General features: G+C 49.5%; 19 protein-coding genes. 4 read left to right on the forward strand and 15 right to left on the reverse strand.

Annotated elements, in window-relative coordinates:
* The first annotated feature begins 153 nt into the window (after positions 1–153).
* On the forward strand, positions 154–855 hold the full coding sequence (sigK, locus tag K7P76_RS14705) for an RNA polymerase sporulation sigma factor SigK (RefSeq protein WP_232186061.1): 702 nt from the start codon (positions 154–156) through the stop codon (positions 853–855).
* Between the two features lie 118 nt (positions 856–973).
* On the forward strand, positions 974–1,198 hold the full coding sequence (locus K7P76_RS14710; protein WP_232186062.1) for a hypothetical protein: 225 nt from the start codon (positions 974–976) through the stop codon (positions 1,196–1,198).
* Positions 1,199–1,369: 171 nt separating this feature from the next.
* Here the strand turns inward: K7P76_RS14710 and K7P76_RS14715 are convergent, their stop codons facing one another.
* The 9 genes from K7P76_RS14715 to K7P76_RS14755 all read right to left on the reverse strand — a co-directional run bounded on the left by K7P76_RS14715 (position 1,370) and on the right by K7P76_RS14755 (position 12,365).
* Complete coding sequence (locus K7P76_RS14715) at positions 1,370–2,101, reverse strand: hypothetical protein (RefSeq protein WP_232186063.1); 732 nt, start codon at positions 2,099–2,101, stop codon at positions 1,370–1,372.
* A 251-nt stretch (positions 2,102–2,352) separates the two neighbouring features.
* A complete protein-coding gene (locus K7P76_RS14720; RefSeq protein WP_232186064.1) occupies positions 2,353–5,193 on the reverse strand; it encodes a glycosyl hydrolase in 2,841 nt (946 codons plus the stop codon).
* The gene (locus tag K7P76_RS14725; RefSeq protein WP_232186065.1) at positions 5,183–6,367 is read right to left on the reverse strand and encodes a trans-sulfuration enzyme family protein; all 1,185 of its coding nucleotides are present in this window, start codon (positions 6,365–6,367) and stop codon (positions 5,183–5,185) included. Before K7P76_RS14725 ends, K7P76_RS14720 begins: the two co-directional genes overlap by 11 nt.
* A 226-nt stretch (positions 6,368–6,593) precedes the next feature.
* Entirely contained in the window at positions 6,594–7,238 is a 645-nt protein-coding gene (locus tag K7P76_RS14730; RefSeq protein ID WP_232186066.1) for a cyclase family protein, read from the reverse strand.
* Between the two features lie 17 nt (positions 7,239–7,255).
* Complete coding sequence (locus K7P76_RS14735) at positions 7,256–8,257, reverse strand: zinc-dependent alcohol dehydrogenase (protein WP_232186067.1); 1,002 nt, start codon at positions 8,255–8,257, stop codon at positions 7,256–7,258.
* Positions 8,258–8,288: 31 nt separating this feature from the next.
* Positions 8,289–9,260 (reverse strand): C-terminal binding protein, encoded by a 972-nt coding sequence (locus tag K7P76_RS14740; protein WP_232186068.1) that lies wholly within the window; start codon positions 9,258–9,260, stop codon positions 8,289–8,291.
* A gap of 35 nt (positions 9,261–9,295) precedes the next feature.
* Positions 9,296–10,060, reverse strand: coding sequence for an SDR family NAD(P)-dependent oxidoreductase (locus K7P76_RS14745; RefSeq protein ID WP_232186069.1), 765 nt, complete (start codon positions 10,058–10,060; stop codon positions 9,296–9,298).
* A 156-nt stretch (positions 10,061–10,216) separates the two neighbouring features.
* Positions 10,217–11,326 carry a GntR family transcriptional regulator gene (locus K7P76_RS14750; protein ID WP_232186070.1) on the reverse strand — a complete coding sequence of 370 codons (1,110 nt, stop codon included), beginning with the start codon at positions 11,324–11,326 and terminating at the stop codon, positions 10,217–10,219.
* Between the two features lie 169 nt (positions 11,327–11,495).
* Entirely contained in the window at positions 11,496–12,365 is an 870-nt protein-coding gene (locus K7P76_RS14755) for a helix-turn-helix domain-containing protein (protein WP_232186071.1), read from the reverse strand.
* 118 nt (positions 12,366–12,483) lie between these two features.
* Here K7P76_RS14755 and K7P76_RS14760 point away from each other — a divergent pair, with 118 nt between their 5' ends.
* Complete coding sequence (locus K7P76_RS14760; protein ID WP_232186072.1) at positions 12,484–13,437, forward strand: phytanoyl-CoA dioxygenase family protein; 954 nt, start codon at positions 12,484–12,486, stop codon at positions 13,435–13,437.
* Positions 13,438–13,858: 421 nt separating this feature from the next.
* Positions 13,859–14,530 (forward strand): 3'-5' exonuclease, encoded by a 672-nt coding sequence (locus tag K7P76_RS14765; protein ID WP_373692402.1) that lies wholly within the window; start codon positions 13,859–13,861, stop codon positions 14,528–14,530.
* Positions 14,531–14,559: 29 nt separating this feature from the next.
* On the opposite strand, the gene K7P76_RS14770 is transcribed toward K7P76_RS14765, so the two are convergent.
* The 6 genes from K7P76_RS14770 to K7P76_RS14795 are packed head-to-tail and all read right to left on the reverse strand — an operon-like array spanning position 14,560 to position 19,399.
* Positions 14,560–15,540: an urease accessory protein UreD gene (locus tag K7P76_RS14770; RefSeq protein WP_232186074.1), complete on the reverse strand. Its 981-nt coding sequence runs from the start codon at positions 15,538–15,540 to the stop codon at positions 14,560–14,562.
* Entirely contained in the window at positions 15,485–16,162 is a 678-nt protein-coding gene (gene ureG, locus K7P76_RS14775; RefSeq protein ID WP_232186075.1) for an urease accessory protein UreG, read from the reverse strand. The genes K7P76_RS14770 and ureG overlap by 56 nt, the downstream gene beginning before the upstream one ends.
* Positions 16,163–16,193: 31 nt before the next feature.
* On the reverse strand, positions 16,194–16,925 hold the full coding sequence (locus K7P76_RS14780) for an urease accessory protein UreF (RefSeq protein WP_232186076.1): 732 nt from the start codon (positions 16,923–16,925) through the stop codon (positions 16,194–16,196).
* A gap of 35 nt (positions 16,926–16,960) precedes the next feature.
* A complete protein-coding gene (gene ureC / locus K7P76_RS14785; protein WP_304518405.1) occupies positions 16,961–18,667 on the reverse strand; it encodes an urease subunit alpha in 1,707 nt (568 codons plus the stop codon).
* Positions 18,668–18,700: 33 nt separating this feature from the next.
* A complete protein-coding gene (locus K7P76_RS14790; RefSeq protein ID WP_232186078.1) occupies positions 18,701–19,063 on the reverse strand; it encodes an urease subunit beta in 363 nt (120 codons plus the stop codon).
* 33 nt (positions 19,064–19,096) lie between these two features.
* Positions 19,097–19,399, reverse strand: coding sequence for an urease subunit gamma (locus tag K7P76_RS14795; protein WP_232186079.1), 303 nt, complete (start codon positions 19,397–19,399; stop codon positions 19,097–19,099).
* Positions 19,400–19,529 lie beyond the last annotated feature (130 nt).

Raw genomic sequence — 19,529 nt, forward strand, 5'->3', positions numbered from 1 at the left:
ACTGTTGCGTTCATTATTTCCCATTGATGGTCATTGCCATTCGACAATTTTAGTTTTTAAAGATTTGGAACAGGCACGGATGGGCGACTATCCACATACAATGGTAATGCTTCTTTCCCGCAAGTCGAACTCACATACGGAGGTGGCCTTCCCGTGCCCGGTTTTATCACATCGATAGCCCTGTTCCTGAAACAATTATCTTTGCTGGTCTCTTACGTGAAAAACAACGCATTCCCGCAACCTTTAACCGATGATGAAGAAGCGTTGCATTTGCAGCGGCTGGCGGAGGGTAACCCCGTTTCCCGCAACCTGCTCATTGAGCATAACCTGCGTTTAGTGGCCCATATCGTCAAGAAGTTCGATAATACCGGAGAGGACCTGGAGGATCTCATCTCCATTGGGACGATCGGGCTCATTAAAGCTATCGAAAGCTTTCAGCCGAACAAGGGAACGAAGCTCGCCACTTTCGCCGCTCGTTGTATTGAGAATGAGATACTTATGCATTTGCGTTCCTTGAAAAAAACACGTAAGGACGTGTCACTTCACGACCCCATCGGAACGGACAAAGAGGGGAACGAAATCACTTTGCAGGATATACTCGGCACGGAGCCCGACGAAGTCGTCGAACAAGTGCAGCTAAAAATCGAGAAAAGCAAAATATACCGTAATCTTGATATTCTGGATGATCGTGAGCAAGAGGTTATTCGGGGGAGGTTCGGCCTTGATGGCGGCGGGGACGAGCGGACGCAGCGCGAAATCGCGCGGGAACTGGGGATTTCCCGTTCTTACGTGTCTAGAATTGAGAAGCGGGCGTTGATGAAGCTTTACCATGAGTTTTACAAGGCGAAGCGTTGATTCGTAGTGAACAAGAAATCTTCATTCGATATGGGGATTTCTTGTTCCTATCCATCTATTATTTCTTTTGATATAATGGGAACATTATATTCCTTCCTCGTAGAATGGTGGGTTTACATTGGATAAATTGGACTTAATCCTTGAACAATTAAAAGAACTCAAATTAATAACTTCAGCAGTAATCAATCGTATCGATGAATCAGATGCTAAAATAGACGCTTTATCATTGGATCTTCACAATATAGTTGGGCGAGTTACAGTTATTCAAGAAAGTCAGGAAAGACATGAGCGATTGCTTGAAAAATTGGCTCTCCGATCCATTGAGCAAGAAACATTAGTATAGAAGTATAAAATCTTAATACCTTAAAAGCAAAAATGGAAAAAAGTCGATCTCTACAGTGGAGAATCGACTTTTTCGACATTATCAACATCTGCCATTTATGCATAACTAACAAAACATCATTATCTAAAATAACTGAAAAAAGCCTCGCAAATGAGGCTTTTTCAGACTGTTTCAAACCGTATTTACCAACAAGTCACCGCCGACCTTCGCGAAACTGATCGTAAATCTTCTTTCTTGAAAAGCCTGCACGATTTTATGGAGATGCCACCACCACTCTTCATCGACTCTGTTTTGATTTTGAAAATCATAAATCGATTTCATTTTGTCATAAAACTGTTGAGCGTTTGAAATGAGGATCAGGTCGTAGCGCGTGACTTCGTTCTTCTCATCATCCGATAACTCATGAAAATATTGATGAATTTTGCTTCTTATATGAAGCATTTCCATCATCTCAAAGGCACTCGTATCGAGGTCCTTCACATCCATTCCGTAAATTAAAATATCGGATTGCTTAACCAAGGTACAGCACCTCCTTATTGTTCCGAGATATTGGTATCCATTCATTGAATCCAGATATCCTCTATAAGAATTAGGGGGAAATACAGTCTCAATAATTCCATTCTCGCCAATAATGACAATCCAATAAACGCCGTCGCCAAAAACGTAGTAATCCTGCTCGAAATCTTCCTTGAAATAAACATACGTCTCATTACTAGGTGAAGTACAAACTTCTAGAACCAGCATGTTCATATCTTCCAGGCTAAAATCAGATGGGAAATGTCCCCTAATCTTTCTTTTGTTTAGGTGGTATATATCGGAATCGGTTTTCCATACAGCCCTCTGCTCTTTCATTAGTGAAACCAATTCGGCTGCTTTACGCTTTTTTCGAAGCAAAATATCCAATCGAATCAACTCTTTACAGTTCATTTATAATAATTCCATCGTTAACGATAATCTTCTTAAATTATAACATAATTTTGCTTTTAACACGCGAAGAACGTCATCCATGTTCATTTATATGAAATAACGGGATATTCCCTATTTCATTCCGCTAATGTCATTAGCCCCCCTCTTAAACCTATGCCTAATGGTTAGAAACGACAAAATAACACAAAGAACCCCCGATTGTTTCTGTTTCGAGGGTTCTTCTTTTTTTATATTAACCGAAGCAAATTATGAATACTAAGCATCGCTTTCCCGGATAGACCGGCAGGCAGCGGCGCCTTAACCTGCTCTCTTTCCTTCTGGGTATGCAGCCGTCTGTCGCGAATTTGTTTGATTTTTTCCGTAAAATACGGCCACTGCTCCGTTAACGGCCCTTCCGGCTGCGGCTTCTGCAATTCCGGAGAGAGAAAATGATTGATCCACACGTTCACGACTTTAATGCTTAGCGCATTATCCCCTTCGTTCAGCCAATCGGTTAGATCCAGACGCCTCGGTGCTTTCCACAGCGCACCCGCGCTGCGGCCATTGACGAACACTTCCGCCACTTCATGGACGCCTTCGAGGTTCAGCCAAATTCGTTCCCCGGGCTGAAGCGCGGGAATGTCTACGTTCTTCTCATAGTATGCGCTGCCGCAGTAATATTTCGTTTCCTCGAACTGTTCCCACGTCTGCAAGGACGTCAGGTGCTGCTCGAATTTCACCTCAGGAATTCGCAGTTTCCAGCTTTCCGTAATATCGATATGTCGAGTAGCTTGCCCAAGGACCGGTAACGCGCCGGTATCCAGCACGCCTGCATCTTCTTCAAGCGCTTCGTCAAATACGACGATGACCGACTGATACGGCTCGAACGCCAGTTCCATGCTCGCACTGTCGTTCGCTAGCCGGATGCGGCGAATCGTCTCGCGTGTCATCGGATCCAGAACGGCCGCGGCCTTCGTTCCGTATTTGAACCGGATGCGTGCATTGTGCGCTTGGTTGCTTACGTTCGACAGGAAGTAGATGTGTACGTCTTCCTGAATCCGATGCACATACCCGATCGACTGCGCGGCCGAATCTTCAGCTTTCGATTCGAGCGATTCGATCTGCACATCCGGCGCCTCTGCTTCCCGCAAACGAGTAACCAATTCGACCTCGTCCCCGACAGTGATCGTCTTCCCGTCGCCGACGTTTTTCCAACTGCCGGTTTCCCCCGCGAACAAGTCATCCATGATTAACCCCAGGCTTCGATTATTCGCCTCTCTCCCGAGATAACCCGGCACATGGCGAGGCCGATCCGTAACGGCAATGAGGATACCTCCGGCTTGCACATAGTCAAGCAGCTTTAACGCCGTTTCCAGCGGCAGGCGGTTGACATGCGGCAAAATCATCACCTTGTACCGGTTCGCGCCGATCTCCAATCCTTCCCCCGTCATGCGGGACAACGAAGTAATGGCTTCATCATTGAGGAAATCAAAACCGTAACCCGATTTATGCACGCGGTTCACCAAACTTTTGCCGATATGCTCTTCCAGCTTCATCGCCATGTGCAGTTCTGCCATCGGCATAGACGACCAAACATCGGCCTGCGGCAAGTAAATCGCGACTTCCGAATAGCTATCGCCGACTTGCAGAAAAGCCGAAACGGTATGAATGTAGGAAGAGAGCAGCGCATAATATTCCCACCACGTATTGTTATGGGAGATAAACGAAGACGCATAGAACGCCCATCCCGGCTTACCTGCCGATTCCGGCGAATACGAATAGCCATGGTTCACGATTTGGTTCATGCCGTCGAGAAATACGGCGTCGACCGCCGCTTTCATCATCTCCAGCGTCTCGATAAACCGCGGCACGCGCAGCCAGGTGAACGTTTCGTTCGTAATAACGTTGCGTCCGTACACATGACCTGCGGATGAAGCTAATCTACGATGGACGGTATTCACTTCATATTTGTCATTCGGGCCGAACGTTTCCCCTTCCGGGAAGTCCGCGGCCGCATAAGCCTGCAAAATATCGCCCCAAGTACCATGCGCCTGGATTCTGGACTTCGCCCCTCTTGAGTGGCACCAATCGGTAAAGTTGCGGAAGAAGTTTTCCACCGTTAATTCCGAGAACGTTTTGTAATAGTCATAGCGAATATCCGCCGTCAGCTCGCCGATATCCCCCCACAAAGCCGGCATATACGGCGTTAAATCATAACCTCTGCGCAGCAGGAATTGTTCCGGCAAAATCGAAGTCCAGTTGTTGCCGCCAAGCTCGATCGAATCGCAGAAAAACGAACGAATGCGCCCTTCGCCAATCCGCTCGACTAAGGGATCGCCAAAATTGGCGAAATAAAAGTCGGAAACGTCCTTCCGGCAATGGTCGATGGCGTACCCTTCCATGCCTGGCGCCGGGATCCCGACCTGCTGCTTATATAGATTCGTAATAAACACATATATTTTCCAGTGGCCTTCCGGGATACTTACCCGATTAAGTCCATGGCCCCATGGCCAGCCATGCAGCGATGTTTCTTCCAGCAGATGCGTAATATCCTTGAGCGTATCTGCAAGCAGAACGCCATTCTCGAATTGACCCATCACGATTTTGCACGGCGTCCCCGGCAGTATCGTCGTAAAATCTTGACTATATTCACTAGGTCCCATGACATCGATTTGATACGGAATGAGAATCTCGGGTGCCATATCGTACGGAACGAACGGTCCCCCGAAAGGCCAGCCAGAGCAGAGCGTCAAGTCGACGAAAAGTCCCATTTCCTCTGCCGTAAGCAGCGTGTAATCCAGCATCTCAAAAAATTCAGGCGAATAATAGAAACGATTACGGATGCCTTGCTCCTCCGAATCCGCTTGCAACGGATACGTAATTTGCAGCTCAACGCCGCCTAAACCCGCTTCTTTCATATAGGCCAACTCGCGGCGAACTTCCTCTTTCGTAACCGCCGCGCCGTACCACCACCAACGCGTGAAACCTTTCGCTTCGTTCGGAGGGTTGTGCATTCTTTCGATATATGGCGACATATGATTTGCTCCCATTTCCCGCACGCATCCTTCATTCGGAATTTTATGCTTCATTCAACGCATGCTCCAAGTCCTCGAGCAAATCCTCCGTATCCTCCAACCCGACGGACAGCCTGACTAGTCCCTCGACTCTGGCCTCGTATTCCGTCCCGCGAACTTGTTCGTGCTGCCACCCGATCGCCGTCGCGTAAACCAAGCTTTCGAAGCCGCCCCAACTGACGCCGATTTTGAAAATACGCAACGCATCGACAAACCGCTGAACCGACAGCTCTCCTCCATGCAATTCGAAGCTGAGCAATCCGGTCGGTGCGGACATTTGTGAGACGGCAAGGGCATGCTGTTCATGATCCGGCAGAAAAGGGAAATTGACTCTCGTTACTTTGGGATGATTGGCCAATAGCTGCGCAACCTGCAATGCCGATTGCCCATGCTGCTTCATGCGTATGCCGAACGTTCGGAGCCCCCGGTTCACGAGCCAAGATTCGAAAGGAGCAAGCGATGCGCCGATTAACGACACCTCGATTTCGGTCAGCTTACAGATCGTCTCGCTGTCCGAAATGATCGCTCCTCCGATCACGTCGCTATGACCTGATAAATACTTGGATAACGAATGCATGACCGTATCGAATCCCCAATCGAGCGGCTTCAACGTTGACGGCGTCGCGCAGGTGTTATCGATGATCGATTTCAGCCCAAACTCCCTGGCTACGGCAATAACAGCTCGTATATCGAATACGTCCATGAACATCGTGGAATAACCTTCCGTGAGCAGCAGCTTAGTGTTTGGCTTGACCGCCTTGCGAATGTTATCCGGATTTCGGAAGTCGACGAAATCGCAAGAGATCCCATATCGATCCATCCATTGCGACAAAATCGCGTACGTGCCGCCATAGATTGGATAACTACATACGACATGGTCTCCCTGCCTTAAATAATGAAACAACGCGGTTGAAATCGCGGCCATGCCGGATGCGAACACTTTGGCCGCTTCCCCGTTATCGAGCGCAGCCAGCTTCTTCTCCAACGCGTCCGTCGTCGGATTGCTGATCCTGGAATACCTGAACGGGTTCCCCGGTCCTTTCATTTCATCGTAAGATCGGGCGGTGAACAGTGAATTCATAAAAACAGGGGGCACTACCGCGCCATGGAATGTTTCTTCGCCGTAATGCGCAAGCATCGTCTGCATGCGCATACCCTGTGTCGGTTTTCCATTCATTTCGCCATTCATTCAATTCTCTCCTATCGTCTTAAGGGATTCCCTTCGGTCCCTGCGCTAAAATTCGTCCGATAGCATGCAGTTTGTTGTATGTTGTCTGACCAATTATCATCCGTTATGGACTTAAATCAATCGCCAAACATTTCGTCAACCCGCGTATCCCGAATTGAACCTCCTACGCCATGGCATCGCCGCCCTTCCTAAATTCTATCATGTAAACGTTCTCAATAACCGTCTTTTAGATGCCTACCATGGCAAAGGCTCTAATCGGAGCCCCATCCCTGCCTATTATTTTCAACGGGGCTGCGGCAAAGTAAAAATCATCGGATGCGATATCGCCTAGATTTGCCAATCCTTCAACGATAACGATCTCGGCTCCTAACAAGATTTTATGGACGGGATCATAATCCGTTGGGTTCGGGGTGGGTACATCCATTCCGATTAAACCCACTTTGCGATCCGCCAACCATTCCGCCAATTCAATCGTCATGTATGGAAAGTCGGTAAAGTAATGTCTTGCAGGAAGTTGTTTGAACCAGTCCGTGCGGTAAATCACCTTCGAGCCTTCCGTAATCTTGTCTTCATAGGGCGCAAAGTCTTCTACTTCGATCGCTTCCTTTGGTTTTTTGTAAGTTAAATCCACGAGAATAGCTTTACCCACGCATTTATGCAAATCCAGTTGATCTACGGTTTTGCCATCGTCCAAGAAATGAAAAGGCGCGTCCAAATGCGTTCCTTGATGCGTGCTCATGGAAATCTGCGTCATATTGTAGCCAATGGTATCCGTCGTATTGTGGACAATGACGGCGCATTTCGGGTCCCATGCAAAATTTGGCGCTCCGTGATAAATATCAACGGACAGATCGACGATTCTTACGGTCATCCGTTTCACCCTTTCATCTAAGGTTTCAAGAAGATTTTACTGAAGCTGCTCTTACCCTGGGCCAACTCTTGAAATGCAGCCGGCCCCTCCGTCAAATCGCGAATTTCCGTCCAACCTTGGACGTCTATTTTCCCTTGCTCCAATAGTGCAATCGCTTGCTGGATGTCTTCATGGGAATACGTATAAGAACCGATAAGCGAAATCTCTTGTCGTACTAAATGATTCACCGGAAGAGCGGACCTGTCATGGCCCAATCCCACCATAACGATCGTTCCGTCCGGATTGATTAGCGTCATCGCTTGCTCTCTCGTTGCCTGTACTCCCACGCAATCGATAATCGTAGGAATACCTTGCGGAAAACCTTCATTCCGCCGTTCTTCGAGTTGGTCCGGAGTCATGACTATGGCGCCTAGCCTTTGGGCGTGCTCTAGTCTTGCAGGTTGAAGATCGACGACTGTTATGTTTCCAGCCCCCATGTGCCGAGCGGCCATCAAACTTAGCAGCCCAATCGGACCCGCTCCGAAAATCAGCAGATCATCGAGAGGCCGAAGACCTCGTTTTACCCCATGTATAGACACGGCTAAAGGTTCGGCAAGCGAAGCTAACGAAGCATCCATTTCCTCTGGGATGCGGTATACGTTGCTGGCAGGTACGGCAACGAATTGCGCAAACGCGCCCGGGCGATGAATTCCGACAATGTTGCGGTTGCGGCAAACATTGATTTTTCCAGCTAGACAGCTCGCGCAAGCACGGCAAGAAATCAAAGGGTTAACAACGACTTTATCTTCGGTTGAAAGTCCCCGCACAAGCTCCCCTGTCGCCGCGACCCGCCCGCAAAATTCATGCCCCATAACCAAAGGCGGTTTGCGAATGCTGCTATGACCTAGATAACCTTCCAACTCGCTGCCGCAGATCCCAACGCTTTCAACTTCAATCAGCACTTCATTGTGTCCGCAGGCCGGAACATCCATCTCTTCGATCGTTAACTTCTCCGGTCCGTAATAGATCAACGCTTGCATACACACTCACAACTCCTAACGATGACCGGCGTCATCCTGCTATAACTTTGTTGACGATGTGCAAGGGCTTTTCGCCGCTAAACAATCGCCTGATTTCCAGTGCCGCATATCTCTGAAGTAACAGGAGAGAATCCTCGGAGTACCAAGCGCAATGACTAGTTATCAGGCATTGTTCCATCCGGAGCAAAGGACTGTCCTTGGCGATGGGTTCTGTTTCCAATACATCGAGAGCTGCTCCCGCGATTACTCCGTTATGCAGCGCGTCAATTAGGGCATCCGTCTGGATGATTCCTCCACGAGACGTATTAACGATATAAGCGGTTGGTTTCATTTTCTTCAAACTATCTTGATTGATAATATGTCTTGTACCTTCCGTTAGCGGAAGATGCAAGGATAAAATATCGGACATGCCAAGCAATGAATCCCAATCTACCTTCTCCACGCCGAGCTCTTCGAACAGTTCGTCCGGGACGTATGGATCGTATGCAATCGCCCTCAAACCAAAAGCTTTAGCCCTATGGATGACCGCTCGGGCAATGTTTCCGAAACCCGCCGTCCCGATTACCCGGTCTCTTAGTCCAATGATCGGTCGACACGGAGCAATTTGCCATTGTCCATCTCGAACCTGATTGACCACCTGCGGAATTTTGCGAACAATGCTTAACATCAACGATAAGGTATGGTCCGACACCTCTTGTATGGCGTAATCCGGGACATTGACCACGGGGATATTGCACGCCCGTGCGGCTTCCAAATCGACATTATCCACGCCGATACCGTAACGCACAATAATTTTGCAGCGGGTTAATCGATGAATGACATCTGACGTAATGGGCGCCCACTGCGTTAAAATCGCATCCGCATCTTTGCACAACACGGCCACTTCTTCGGCAGATTTGCATTGCCCCGTAACGAACTCAAAACCTATCGGTCGCAATACTCCTTCTTCCGGATCAAGATTCGGAAACCCATAATCGGTAACGGCTACCGTTAATTGCCCCATCCGCTCTCCCTGCCTTCTTCGAAATCGGGTTATCCCTATTTCGCTAAATAACCTCCATCGACCATTAAATCCTCCCCCGTAATGAAGGATGCGTCGTCCGACGCCATAAAGGCTACCGTGCCCGCTACTTCCTCGGGATGTCCTTGCCGGCCTAGAATATGAAGCTTGGATATACGCGTATTTTCCTCCTCGATATCCAATCCGAGTTGAATGCAGCTATTATCAAAAGCTTCGGTTCTAATGTAGCCTGGACAAACGCTGTTCACGCGAATCCGATAAGGGCTTAAATCGATAGCCCAACATTTCGTTAAACCGCGAATGGCGAATTTGGTCGCATTATACGTGGCAAAACTCGATTGTCCAATGAATCCGCTTACAGAAGACAAATTTATGATGGCTCCCGCACCCGCCTTTTTCATAAGAGGTACACAATGTTGAGTCACGAGCGATGTCCCTATGATGTTTACATCCAAAATGCTTTTCCAATCTTGAGGCGTTGCTTCGATCCCTTTGAAAATAAAATGAGCGGCGTTATTAACCAGAATATCTACGCGGCCCGACAGCTCGCCGATTTTCAGGAATACTTTCTCGACTTGGGATTCGTTGCTAATATCGATCCTCGCGAAGTAAACGGGATTTCCGCTTTCGCTTTGAATGGCGATTGCCGCTTTCTCTCCATCTTGTTTAAGATCGAGAATCCAAACGTTGCAGCCTTCCTCGCTTAAACGTTGGGCAACCGCGTGACCCAATCCTTGAGCGCCGCCCGTAACGACAGCCACTTTTCCTTTTAGTCCCCTCACGTTCCAGCTCCATTCTTAAGTTGTTTTTATGCTTAAAGTATATTTCGTAAAATTAGATATGTCTATAAGTCCAATCAACTTTTTATATATCCAATTCAAATAAAAATGCCGATTCGCTTAAACGAATCGGCATAATGTGCGCAAAATAATTTTATTCTAGCCTTTTAATTCAACTAACCGGGGCTCAACGCGCTTCAGCGTTGTGTCGGAATCCTGTTCGATCGTATTCGTCATTAATTGGGCGGCGATAATGCCAATTTCTGCGGGAGATTGGTCTACATAAGCTGCCGGCATCATACAATCAGGCGCAATGCTTGGCTCATCGCAACTTATAATCGTAATATCATGGCGCCCGAGCTCATAACATGCCCTCCCTATGAATTGGGCAATGTGGGCATCGACCGTGGCAATAGCTTCCAATTGAGGATGGTCATTGATGAAGTTAATAATCTCTGCGGGCACGGGATGCGGGCCTATTTGATTTAATCCCTTCAGCACTTCCGGAGTCACCGTTAAACTGAGACTTAACGGGAGCGGAGAAACTCCATTTTCCATCAAGGCGGATTGGAAACCGAACATTCTTTCTTTAACGCCGACCGTATAATGTGCTGGATAACTAATATATCCAATATGCCGCTTGCTCCGGCCGACAAGAAATTGTCCCATTAAATAGCCGACTTTTTCCGTATCGCAATGTACGCCGTTCACTTTATAATCCCGAAAATACTTCTCGACAAAAACGAGCGGGAATTTTTCCAATACGAGCCGGAGCATATCATCGTGGAAATATTCCCCTCGGCTTGCTACGATAATTAATCCATCTACGGGTATATTTAATAATTCCTTAATGGTAGCAGCCTCTAAGTTGTCCGAATCGTCGATTCGTTTGAAGATCAGATGGTAGCCTTTGCGGCTTAGCTCGTATTCAATCCCTGAAATGAGCAGAGATTGATATCGAAACTCCATCCATGGCATAATCAAGCCGATTTTTTTGGCAGATTGGATTAGCATCGGACTTTCTGCGATTTGGGGGGACAACGCTATTTTTTTATCCGTAACGAATGTCCCTCTCCCGCGATGACGGTATAAATAGCCTTCCGCAACTAATCCGACTAACGCGTTTTTCGCAGTAATGCGGCTTACTTTGAATTGATCCGCTAACATTCGTTCGGGCGGCAGCTGATCATGGGGCTTCCATATTCCGGATTGAATCTGGTCTAATATAAATTTTTGAATTTGATTGTACAACGGTATCTTTCGAATCATGGATTCATATCTCTCCCTACAAACATCTCGCAAAAGCTGCCAATGGATATAAAGAGTATATTATATGCCCTTCGGATATTCAATAGTTGTTCTGAGGATCTTCCCCAGAAAGGACAATGCCCTCGAGTTGGACGCGTCCGGAAAAGTTTTAAAGCTAAACAAGCTTTTTCTATAAGAATCTTTTTCTGTTTCTATATTCCTGCGGTTGAATTCCCGTCCTCAATTTAAACCATTTGCAAAAATAATGAACGCTGCCGAATTGCATCGCCTCCGCGATCGAGGTGGAAGTGAGCTCCGTCTCTTCCAGCAGACGCTGGGCTACGGCCAATCTTGCTTGGTCATGAAACGCATGCGGCGCCATGCCGAACCGCCCCTTGAACAAACGCGAAACGTAATCGTGGCTGTATGACATCCATTCCGTCAACCATATGGGATCGTAACTTTTCCCCGCTTGCTCTTCGAGCTTCTCTTTGACTTTCGCGATTAGCTTGTCGAGAGGGGAGCCGGACAAGCGCTCTTCCCTTGCCCAGCGAAACACTTTAACGATGAGTTGGGTCAACAATCCCCTTAGGAGAAGTTCGTTCATCGGCCGTCCACCCCTGAATTCATCAATGATCTGTTCGAAGAGAGGCACCGGCCACGTTCCCGTTTCTAACCGTCTAGGAAACGAGCCCTCCCGGTTTCGATCGTAAGTATCCATCTTCTCCCATTCCACGTTCTTGATGTGGTCGAGAATCTCTTTTCCCTCTTGCTCCAGATCTCCCGCAAATGCGAAATGCAGCCCGAAAAGGACGAAAGGATCATCCTCGCTCGCTTCGAACCAATGCGGCTCTCCGGGTCCATATGCGAACAGGCAGCCGGCATAAGCACGGAAGAACTCGCCGCCTATGCAAGCCTTTCCTTTTCCCGATCTGACGAAAATCCACTGGTAATCTCCTATGATTCGCGGACCGAACGACTCGCCTGGACCGCATGCAAGCCGGTTCGCATAATGAACAAGCGGCTGCAATTGATTCGTTTCCCATTGAAACTGTTCCATCGTCAAGTTAACCTCTCCGCGTTATTATTCCGATAAATGACAATCCATAACCTATTCGTTCAAATCTTTCATTCGTTGCAGATGCTATGATTATACTATATCAGTGAGGAGGATGCTCATGAGTTTAATACCCGTACAAGACAATGACAAGATACCCGTTACCGGATCGTTCACCGACTCGGCCGCGTTGCTCAGCCACCCGGACAAACTCCGAGCCAGAGCGGAGGAAGACGGTTTGCTCTTCTTTCGGGGGCTCATCCCCCGAGAACGTGTGCTTAATGTAAGAAAGGAAATTCTGAGCATCCTGGAACGCTACGGCGTCATGGACCCACACTCTGAACTGATCGAAGGAATGGCTAATGAAGAAGCCGTCAACCTTTATAGCGCGGAAGACCTGCAGTGGAATGGCGTTGGCGTCACCTTTGACATGTACCGGGACATCCAGAAGCTCGAATCGTTTCATGCCTTGCCGCATTCCCCTGAGATCAAGGCGATGTTCTCTGCTCTATTCAACGAGACCCCTTTCCCGCATCCCCGGCATATCGGCCGGATTATGCTGCCCCACCGCAATGCCACGGTGACGCCTTCTCACCAGGATTTCCTGCATATTCAAGGCGCCGCCAACACTTGGACCTGCTGGATTCCGCTCGGCGACGTTTCTCGCAACCTCGGCGGCCTGGCCGTCCTCAAGGGCAGCTACAAATCCGGTCTGCTGGGCGTAACGAGCGCTCCCGGCGCGGGCGGCTTGGAGACCATATTGTGCGGGCTTAACTATGAGTGGGAGACAACCGATTACGAGGCCGGAGACGTACTCGCCTTCCACAGCCATACCGTGCATAAATCGATACCTAACCATATTCCCGGTAAAATCCGCCTCTCCTGCGACTATCGGTATCAGCCTGCAAGCGAAGTGATCGAAGCTGCGTCGTTAAAGCCTCACGGTCCTTACGAGTGGGAGGAACTTTACGAAGGCTGGACGCAAGAGGATTTGAAGTATTATTGGAAAGGGATCGATTTCCGGTTTACCGCCTTTGACGAATCGATCCGTTGGCAGAAAGAAAAAATTTGTTGATAAATTTTTTCCATCCTGCTTACTAGGATATCTTTGGAATTTGAAATATGAAAAATAATCTCGTCTACGCAGGCAGGATTTTTTTGAATGACGAGATCAGCCAATTTTTTGTGACTAATATAAGTTATCCAATCGCAAAAGCTATCATCGATCACGATTAGATGGCGTCCAGCCAAAGCACACAAAAGAGTTCCTCGTCTATTGAGGAACTCTTTTGTGTGCTTTGTCGCCCTATCTAATGAAACTTCTCGATTTTCTGCCTTGATTCTAATCGTCGGGTGGTTTAACGTCAGTACCATTCGTCTTGCGAAACCGCCAACTGAGTCCCCCTGATGTGCCGGTTTATTTTTCACCCTGACAAATGCCTCTCGGAAGACTATAATAACAAGGGTACGAATTATATCTGCGGATTGTCCTTGAGGTGCTTGAATTGACCATTATCGTATATGACTTAGAAATGACCGTAAGGCGCAAAAAAGGCCAGATCGCCGAAATCATTGAAATCGGAGCAGCGAAAGTCGGGTTGGTCGAGGATGTTCCGCAAATTATCGGCACGTTCCAATCGTTCGTTAAACCCGTCATCGTCCCGCATTTAACCGCGGATACGACTTCTTTTACCGGAATCACGCAAGAGGATGTCAACGGGGCCGGCACGCTGGCTCAAGTCATTCGCGATTACACGGAATGGATGGGTACGGAAGAGTATTTTCTGTGCGCGTGGGGGCCGGACGATCAACGCCAGCTCGTGCAGGAATGCCGTCAGCATCACATACCGACGGACTGGATCGTTAATCATAATAACTTGCAGAAGATGTTATCCAAAGTGTATAAGCTAGAGAAACATCAGCAGATGGGATTAAAGCCGGCTCTGGAAATGTTGGAAATTCCTTTCTCGGGATCTCACCACAGGGCGTTGGACGATGCGTTTAATACGGCGCAAATACTCGTGAAGCTGTTCGACCAATTTCAATTCCGCCGCAACAAGCTAAGCGAGGAAACGAAGATCGAGAGCGAGATCGTGTACAAGACCGACCATTACGAGAACCTCCCCTTCGCCAGACTCGCCAATTTATTCCCCGAACAACAAAAGTAGCCTCGATATCGAGGCTGCTTTCGTTATGTCTATTGCTCGTTAATTCCAGACATCCAAGCTTCCTTAAGCAGCCTAATAGGCGGTTGATCCAGCAATATTAATCGCACGACATCCCACGCCGCAAGCAACAACCGTTGCAGCTTCCACGCGGCATTGCCCGCGACTTGAACGACAAGTCCATGCTTTGCCGTGCGTGCGATCCCCCAACTAAGTCCTTCCGGTTCGCCAATCTTGCTCTCCAGCATTTCGCGGACTTTTATCGCGGCTTCCGCGTTCACGCGATCAGAAAAAATGGAAAAAGCCCCGATATGTGTAAAACTTCCGAAGCATCCGGCATTGTCGAGCGGCAAAGCCGCGGGTTCCCACTTTAGCCGTTGATAATGCATGAGTTCTCCCTTATACCGTACCGTAACTTTCGCGTCATAAGAACGAAATGCGAAAGCTTCCCCCCGCGACATTCTCCCCGGGCAAAATATATCGCTTAGCATACAGATCGCTCCCTCGGCCAAGTCGACTTCCGTCTCCGCGACAAACTTGGCGTCGCGAAACAGCATGACAGGCTCGGGAATCCATTCCAGTACCGCTCCCGGCTCCAAACGAAACCTTTGGCGCAGCCGGGAATCGCCCGAATCGCATGGGTGAACGCGGGTATACGCCTGATTGGTCGCATAGAGCCGGGTTCCTTCCTGCAGATGCCAATCGAGAACGTAACGATCTCCCTCCAGAAGCCCCGGCGAGCCGTCCATTTGCACGACGGCCAATTGCCGCCAGCTTTGATTATCCAGACGGAATGTCTTAGCGATCTTGAGCGGGGAGGAATGGTATCTTGTCACGAGCTCGGACCTTCCGTTAACTAAACCTATCACGGCACGCAATTCGGACAGCCTCTCGGTCACGGCGGCAACTCCGGCCCCAAGTCCGACGGATTGCTCAATCGTTGAAGCTTCCGCCAAACTAGACGACGGCCGCATGACGGCCCGTTTCCCGCTCAACCCAACCGGCGACGACATCCAGCCCTTGACCGCCGAATAAGTTAGTGAATACGAACGGCCTCTCGCCGCGCATATGACGCGAATCGTGCTCCATCACTTCCAAACTGGCGCCTACGTAAGGAGCAAGATCTATTTTGTTAATGATGAGCAAATCGGACCTCATAATTCCCGGGCCGCCTTTGCGCGGGATTTTCTCCCCTTGGGCAACGTCGATAATGTAAATGAACCGGTCGACAAGCTCCGGACTGAAGGCCGCCGCCAAGTTATCTCCGCCGCTTTCGATCAAGATCAAATCCAGGTCGGGAAAACGTTGCTCCAACTCTTCGACGGCTTCGAAATTCATCGAGGCATCCTCGCGAATGGCCGTATGCGGGCATCCCCCCGTCTCGACGCCGATTATCCGATCCACTGGCAAACATCCGGTATCGGACAGAATACGCGCATCTTCTTTCGTATAAATATCGTTGGTGATGACCGCTAAGTTAATTTTGTCCTTCAATTGAAATGCGAGCTGCTCGACTAGCTTTGTTTTCCCGGAGCCGACCGGCCCCCCTATACCAATTCGCATAGGCCTGCCGCTAACCGCCTCGGGCGTTTCCCATTCGTGGTGATGATGATGTCCTTCTTTGCCTTGGCACATAAGCAATCCCTCCGCATATTTGAATGTATTCTCAAGACATAAACAACCTGGAGTACAATGTTTCATGACGGATCATCGCCAGCTCCGCGAGCGGCATGGCGCTGTAAGCATCCTCCGGATCCATTTCGCGAACCGCCTCCCAGCTCTGCTCCACTGCCGGGAATAACGATGCCGTCAATCGCTGGGCTTCCGTCTGCCCTATGGAGATTAGCCTGAGGGCAGCATTGACGCAAGTAGCAACCGTCGCGTACAAATAACCTTCCGCAGCCCGATCCAAAGGAATATGAAGACCTTGGCAAATGATACCGTACACAAGTGGATAGCTGCCGAAGCATTTGCCATCGCGAACATCTTCCTGCAGCGAACGAAACGACATGGATGGAAACAGCTCCGGCGCCAGCTTTAACAATCTTCGTCCGATTTTTTCTATTCCGTCACGCGATTCGGGGGCTAATCTCTGATAATGAACCAGCTTTTCGATGTCGTAAGCATATTGGCCATTGTTGGCAATGCTACCGCCATCGATATTCAAACGTTTGTATACCGCTTTGATAATCATTAAGTCGCTTGTTGCCCAGCTATGCCGGAGCATGCTTTCAATGTAGGCTCGCAAATCCGCGCCGTCTTTCACTCTGCCGTCTTGAACAAGCGATTCCAGTCCGAAAGAATGAGCGAAGCTGCCTATGGGCAGCGCCGAATCGAGCAGCAGTTGCAACGATAACCATGTGCCGGAATTCGCTCTTCCATCGCTCTCTTCCGCCACTTCCGATCCGCCTCCTCTCGTTTACAGGCGTCCATCTAGAACAAGAAATACCGCTGCGCCATCGGAACGACGGAGACGGGTTCGCAAATCGCGAGCTCGCCGTCGACGGTTACCTTATAGGTGTCCGGATCCACTTCGATTGTCGGTGTCGCGTTATTATGAATCATGTCCTTTTTGCCGATGTTCCGGCAGTTGATAACGGGTTCGATCCGTTTCTGCAGGCCAAGCTTTTGGGCAATTCCCCGATCGTAAGCCGCTTGGGAGACAAAAGTAATAGAACTATGGAGCAGAGATTTGCCGTAAGAAGCGAACATCGGTCTGCCGAACACAGGCTGAGGCGTCGGTATCGAAGCGTTCGGATCGCCCATCTGCGCGTAAGCGATGCTCCCCCCTTTGAGGATCATATCCGGTTTAACCCCGAAAAAAGCCGGGCTCCACACGACCGCATCCGCCCATTTCCCAACTTCCAGCGATCCCACCAAATGCGAGATACCATGTGCGATAGCCGGATTAATCGTGTATTTCGCTACGTAACGTTTAATCCGATCATTGTCCCCTTGATCCGTCTCGCCGTTAAGCGCGCCTCTTTGCGCTTTCATTTTATCCGCCATTTGCCAAGTCCGCATAATGACTTCCCCGACACGCCCCATCGCCTGGGAATCCGAGCTAATGATGCTGAACGCGCCAAGGTCATGCAAAATATCTTCCGCCGCGATCGTCTCGGGACGAATACGGGAATCCGCGAAAGCGACGTCCTCCGGAATCCGGCTATCCAAGTGATGGCAAACCATAAGCATATCCAAGTGCTCTTCAATCGTATTTATCGTAAAAGGTCTAGTCGGGTTAGTGGAAGACGGGATAATATTCGGTTCGCCGGCCGCTTTAATAATATCGGGCGCATGACCGCCGCCGGCGCCTTCCGTATGATAAGTATGAATCGTTCGACCGCCTATCGCCCGCAAAGTGTCTTCCACGAACCCTGCTTCGTTCAGCGTATCGGTATGAATGGCCACTTGAACGTCATATTGATCCGCAGCCGACAAACATGCGTCGATGGCGGCGGGAGTCGTGCCCCAATCTTCGTGCAGCTTCAGGCCGATGGCGCCCGCTTCGATCTGCTCGATGAGCGGTTCCAAAGTCGAAGCGTTCCCCTTGCCCAGAAAACCGAGATTCATCGGGAACGCTTCGGCCGCTTCCAACATTCTGCGAAGATGCCAAGCACCGGGCGTACAGGTCGTCGCATTTGTCCCCGTTGCCGGCCCGGTTCCGCCGCCAATCATCGTCGTTACCCCCGAAGATAACGCAGTCTCGATCTGCTGCGGGCAAATATAATGAATATGCGTATCGATGCCTCCGGCCGTAACGATCTTACCTTCTCCGGCGATGACTTCCGTGCTTGCGCCGACGACCATATTGGGATCGACGCCGTCCATAATGTCGGGATTACCCGCTTTGCCAATGCCGACGATAACGCCGTCCTTGATCCCGACATCGCCTTTTACGATTCCCCAGTGATCGATGACAACGGCATTCGTGATCAGCGTATCCAGAACACCCTCGCTTCTAATCGCGCGGCTGGATTGCCCCATCCCGTCCCGGATCACTTTGCCGCCGCCGAATTTGCACTCGTCCCCATATACGGTGTAATCGCGTTCGATAACCGCCCACAAGTCCGTATCCGCCAATCTAACCGCATCTCCGGTTGTCGGGCCGAACATCCCCGCGTAGCTTTGACGATCCATGCGCATACTCGCTCTCCCCCTCTGTAAGTCTATTTATTCGAGAGCACTCCACGTCCTCAACCGCTCGACATCCTCCGGACTCATTTCACCCGCCACGTATCCATTCGACAGCCCGTTCAAGCCGTAGGCAAGCTTGGCTCCGCCAAGCTCCGTTAATTGAACCGGTTTTTCCTCGCCGGGCTCGAATCGCACGGCCGTACCCGCGGGAATATTGAGCCTCATGCCGAAAGCTTGCTCTCTAGGAAAATGCAACGATCGATTCACTTCGAAAAAGTGAAAATGAGAACCGACCTGCACGGGCCGATCCCCCGCGTTGTTAACGATAAGCTCTATCGTACGCCTGCCCGCGTTCAGCTCCAGCGAGCCGGCTTTAGCCCTTATTTCTCCCGGGATCATAACCGCATTCCTCCTTATCAAGATGTAACCGCATCAAGGAATCGGCTGATGCACCGTCACCAGCTTCGTCCCATCCGGAAAAGTCGCCTCCACTTGCACTTCATGGATCATCTCCGGCACGCCTTCCATCACTTGATCGCGCGTAAGCAGCGTCGTTCCGTAGGCCATCAGCTCGGCAACCATTTTACCGTCCCTTGCGCCTTCCATAATGGCGGATGTGATCAGCGCGATACATTCCGGATAATTGAGCTTCACGCCGCGAGCCAGCCTTCTTTGCGCTAAGTCAGCCGCAACCGTAATGAGCAGCTTCTCTTTTTCACGTTCCGTCAAATTCATGCCGCATCCCCTTTCTGATAGCTTTCCTTTCATTATAGGAAACCTGTTTCGGGTTGTAAATCGAATATGTGAAGTTTTATTACATTAACCAAAAATAATTTGTTAATTATTCACTCAAACCAAACGATAT

The organism is Cohnella silvisoli (assembly GCF_021190915.1).
In the GTDB taxonomy this organism is placed as follows: domain Bacteria; phylum Bacillota; class Bacilli; order Paenibacillales; family Paenibacillaceae; genus Cohnella; species Cohnella silvisoli.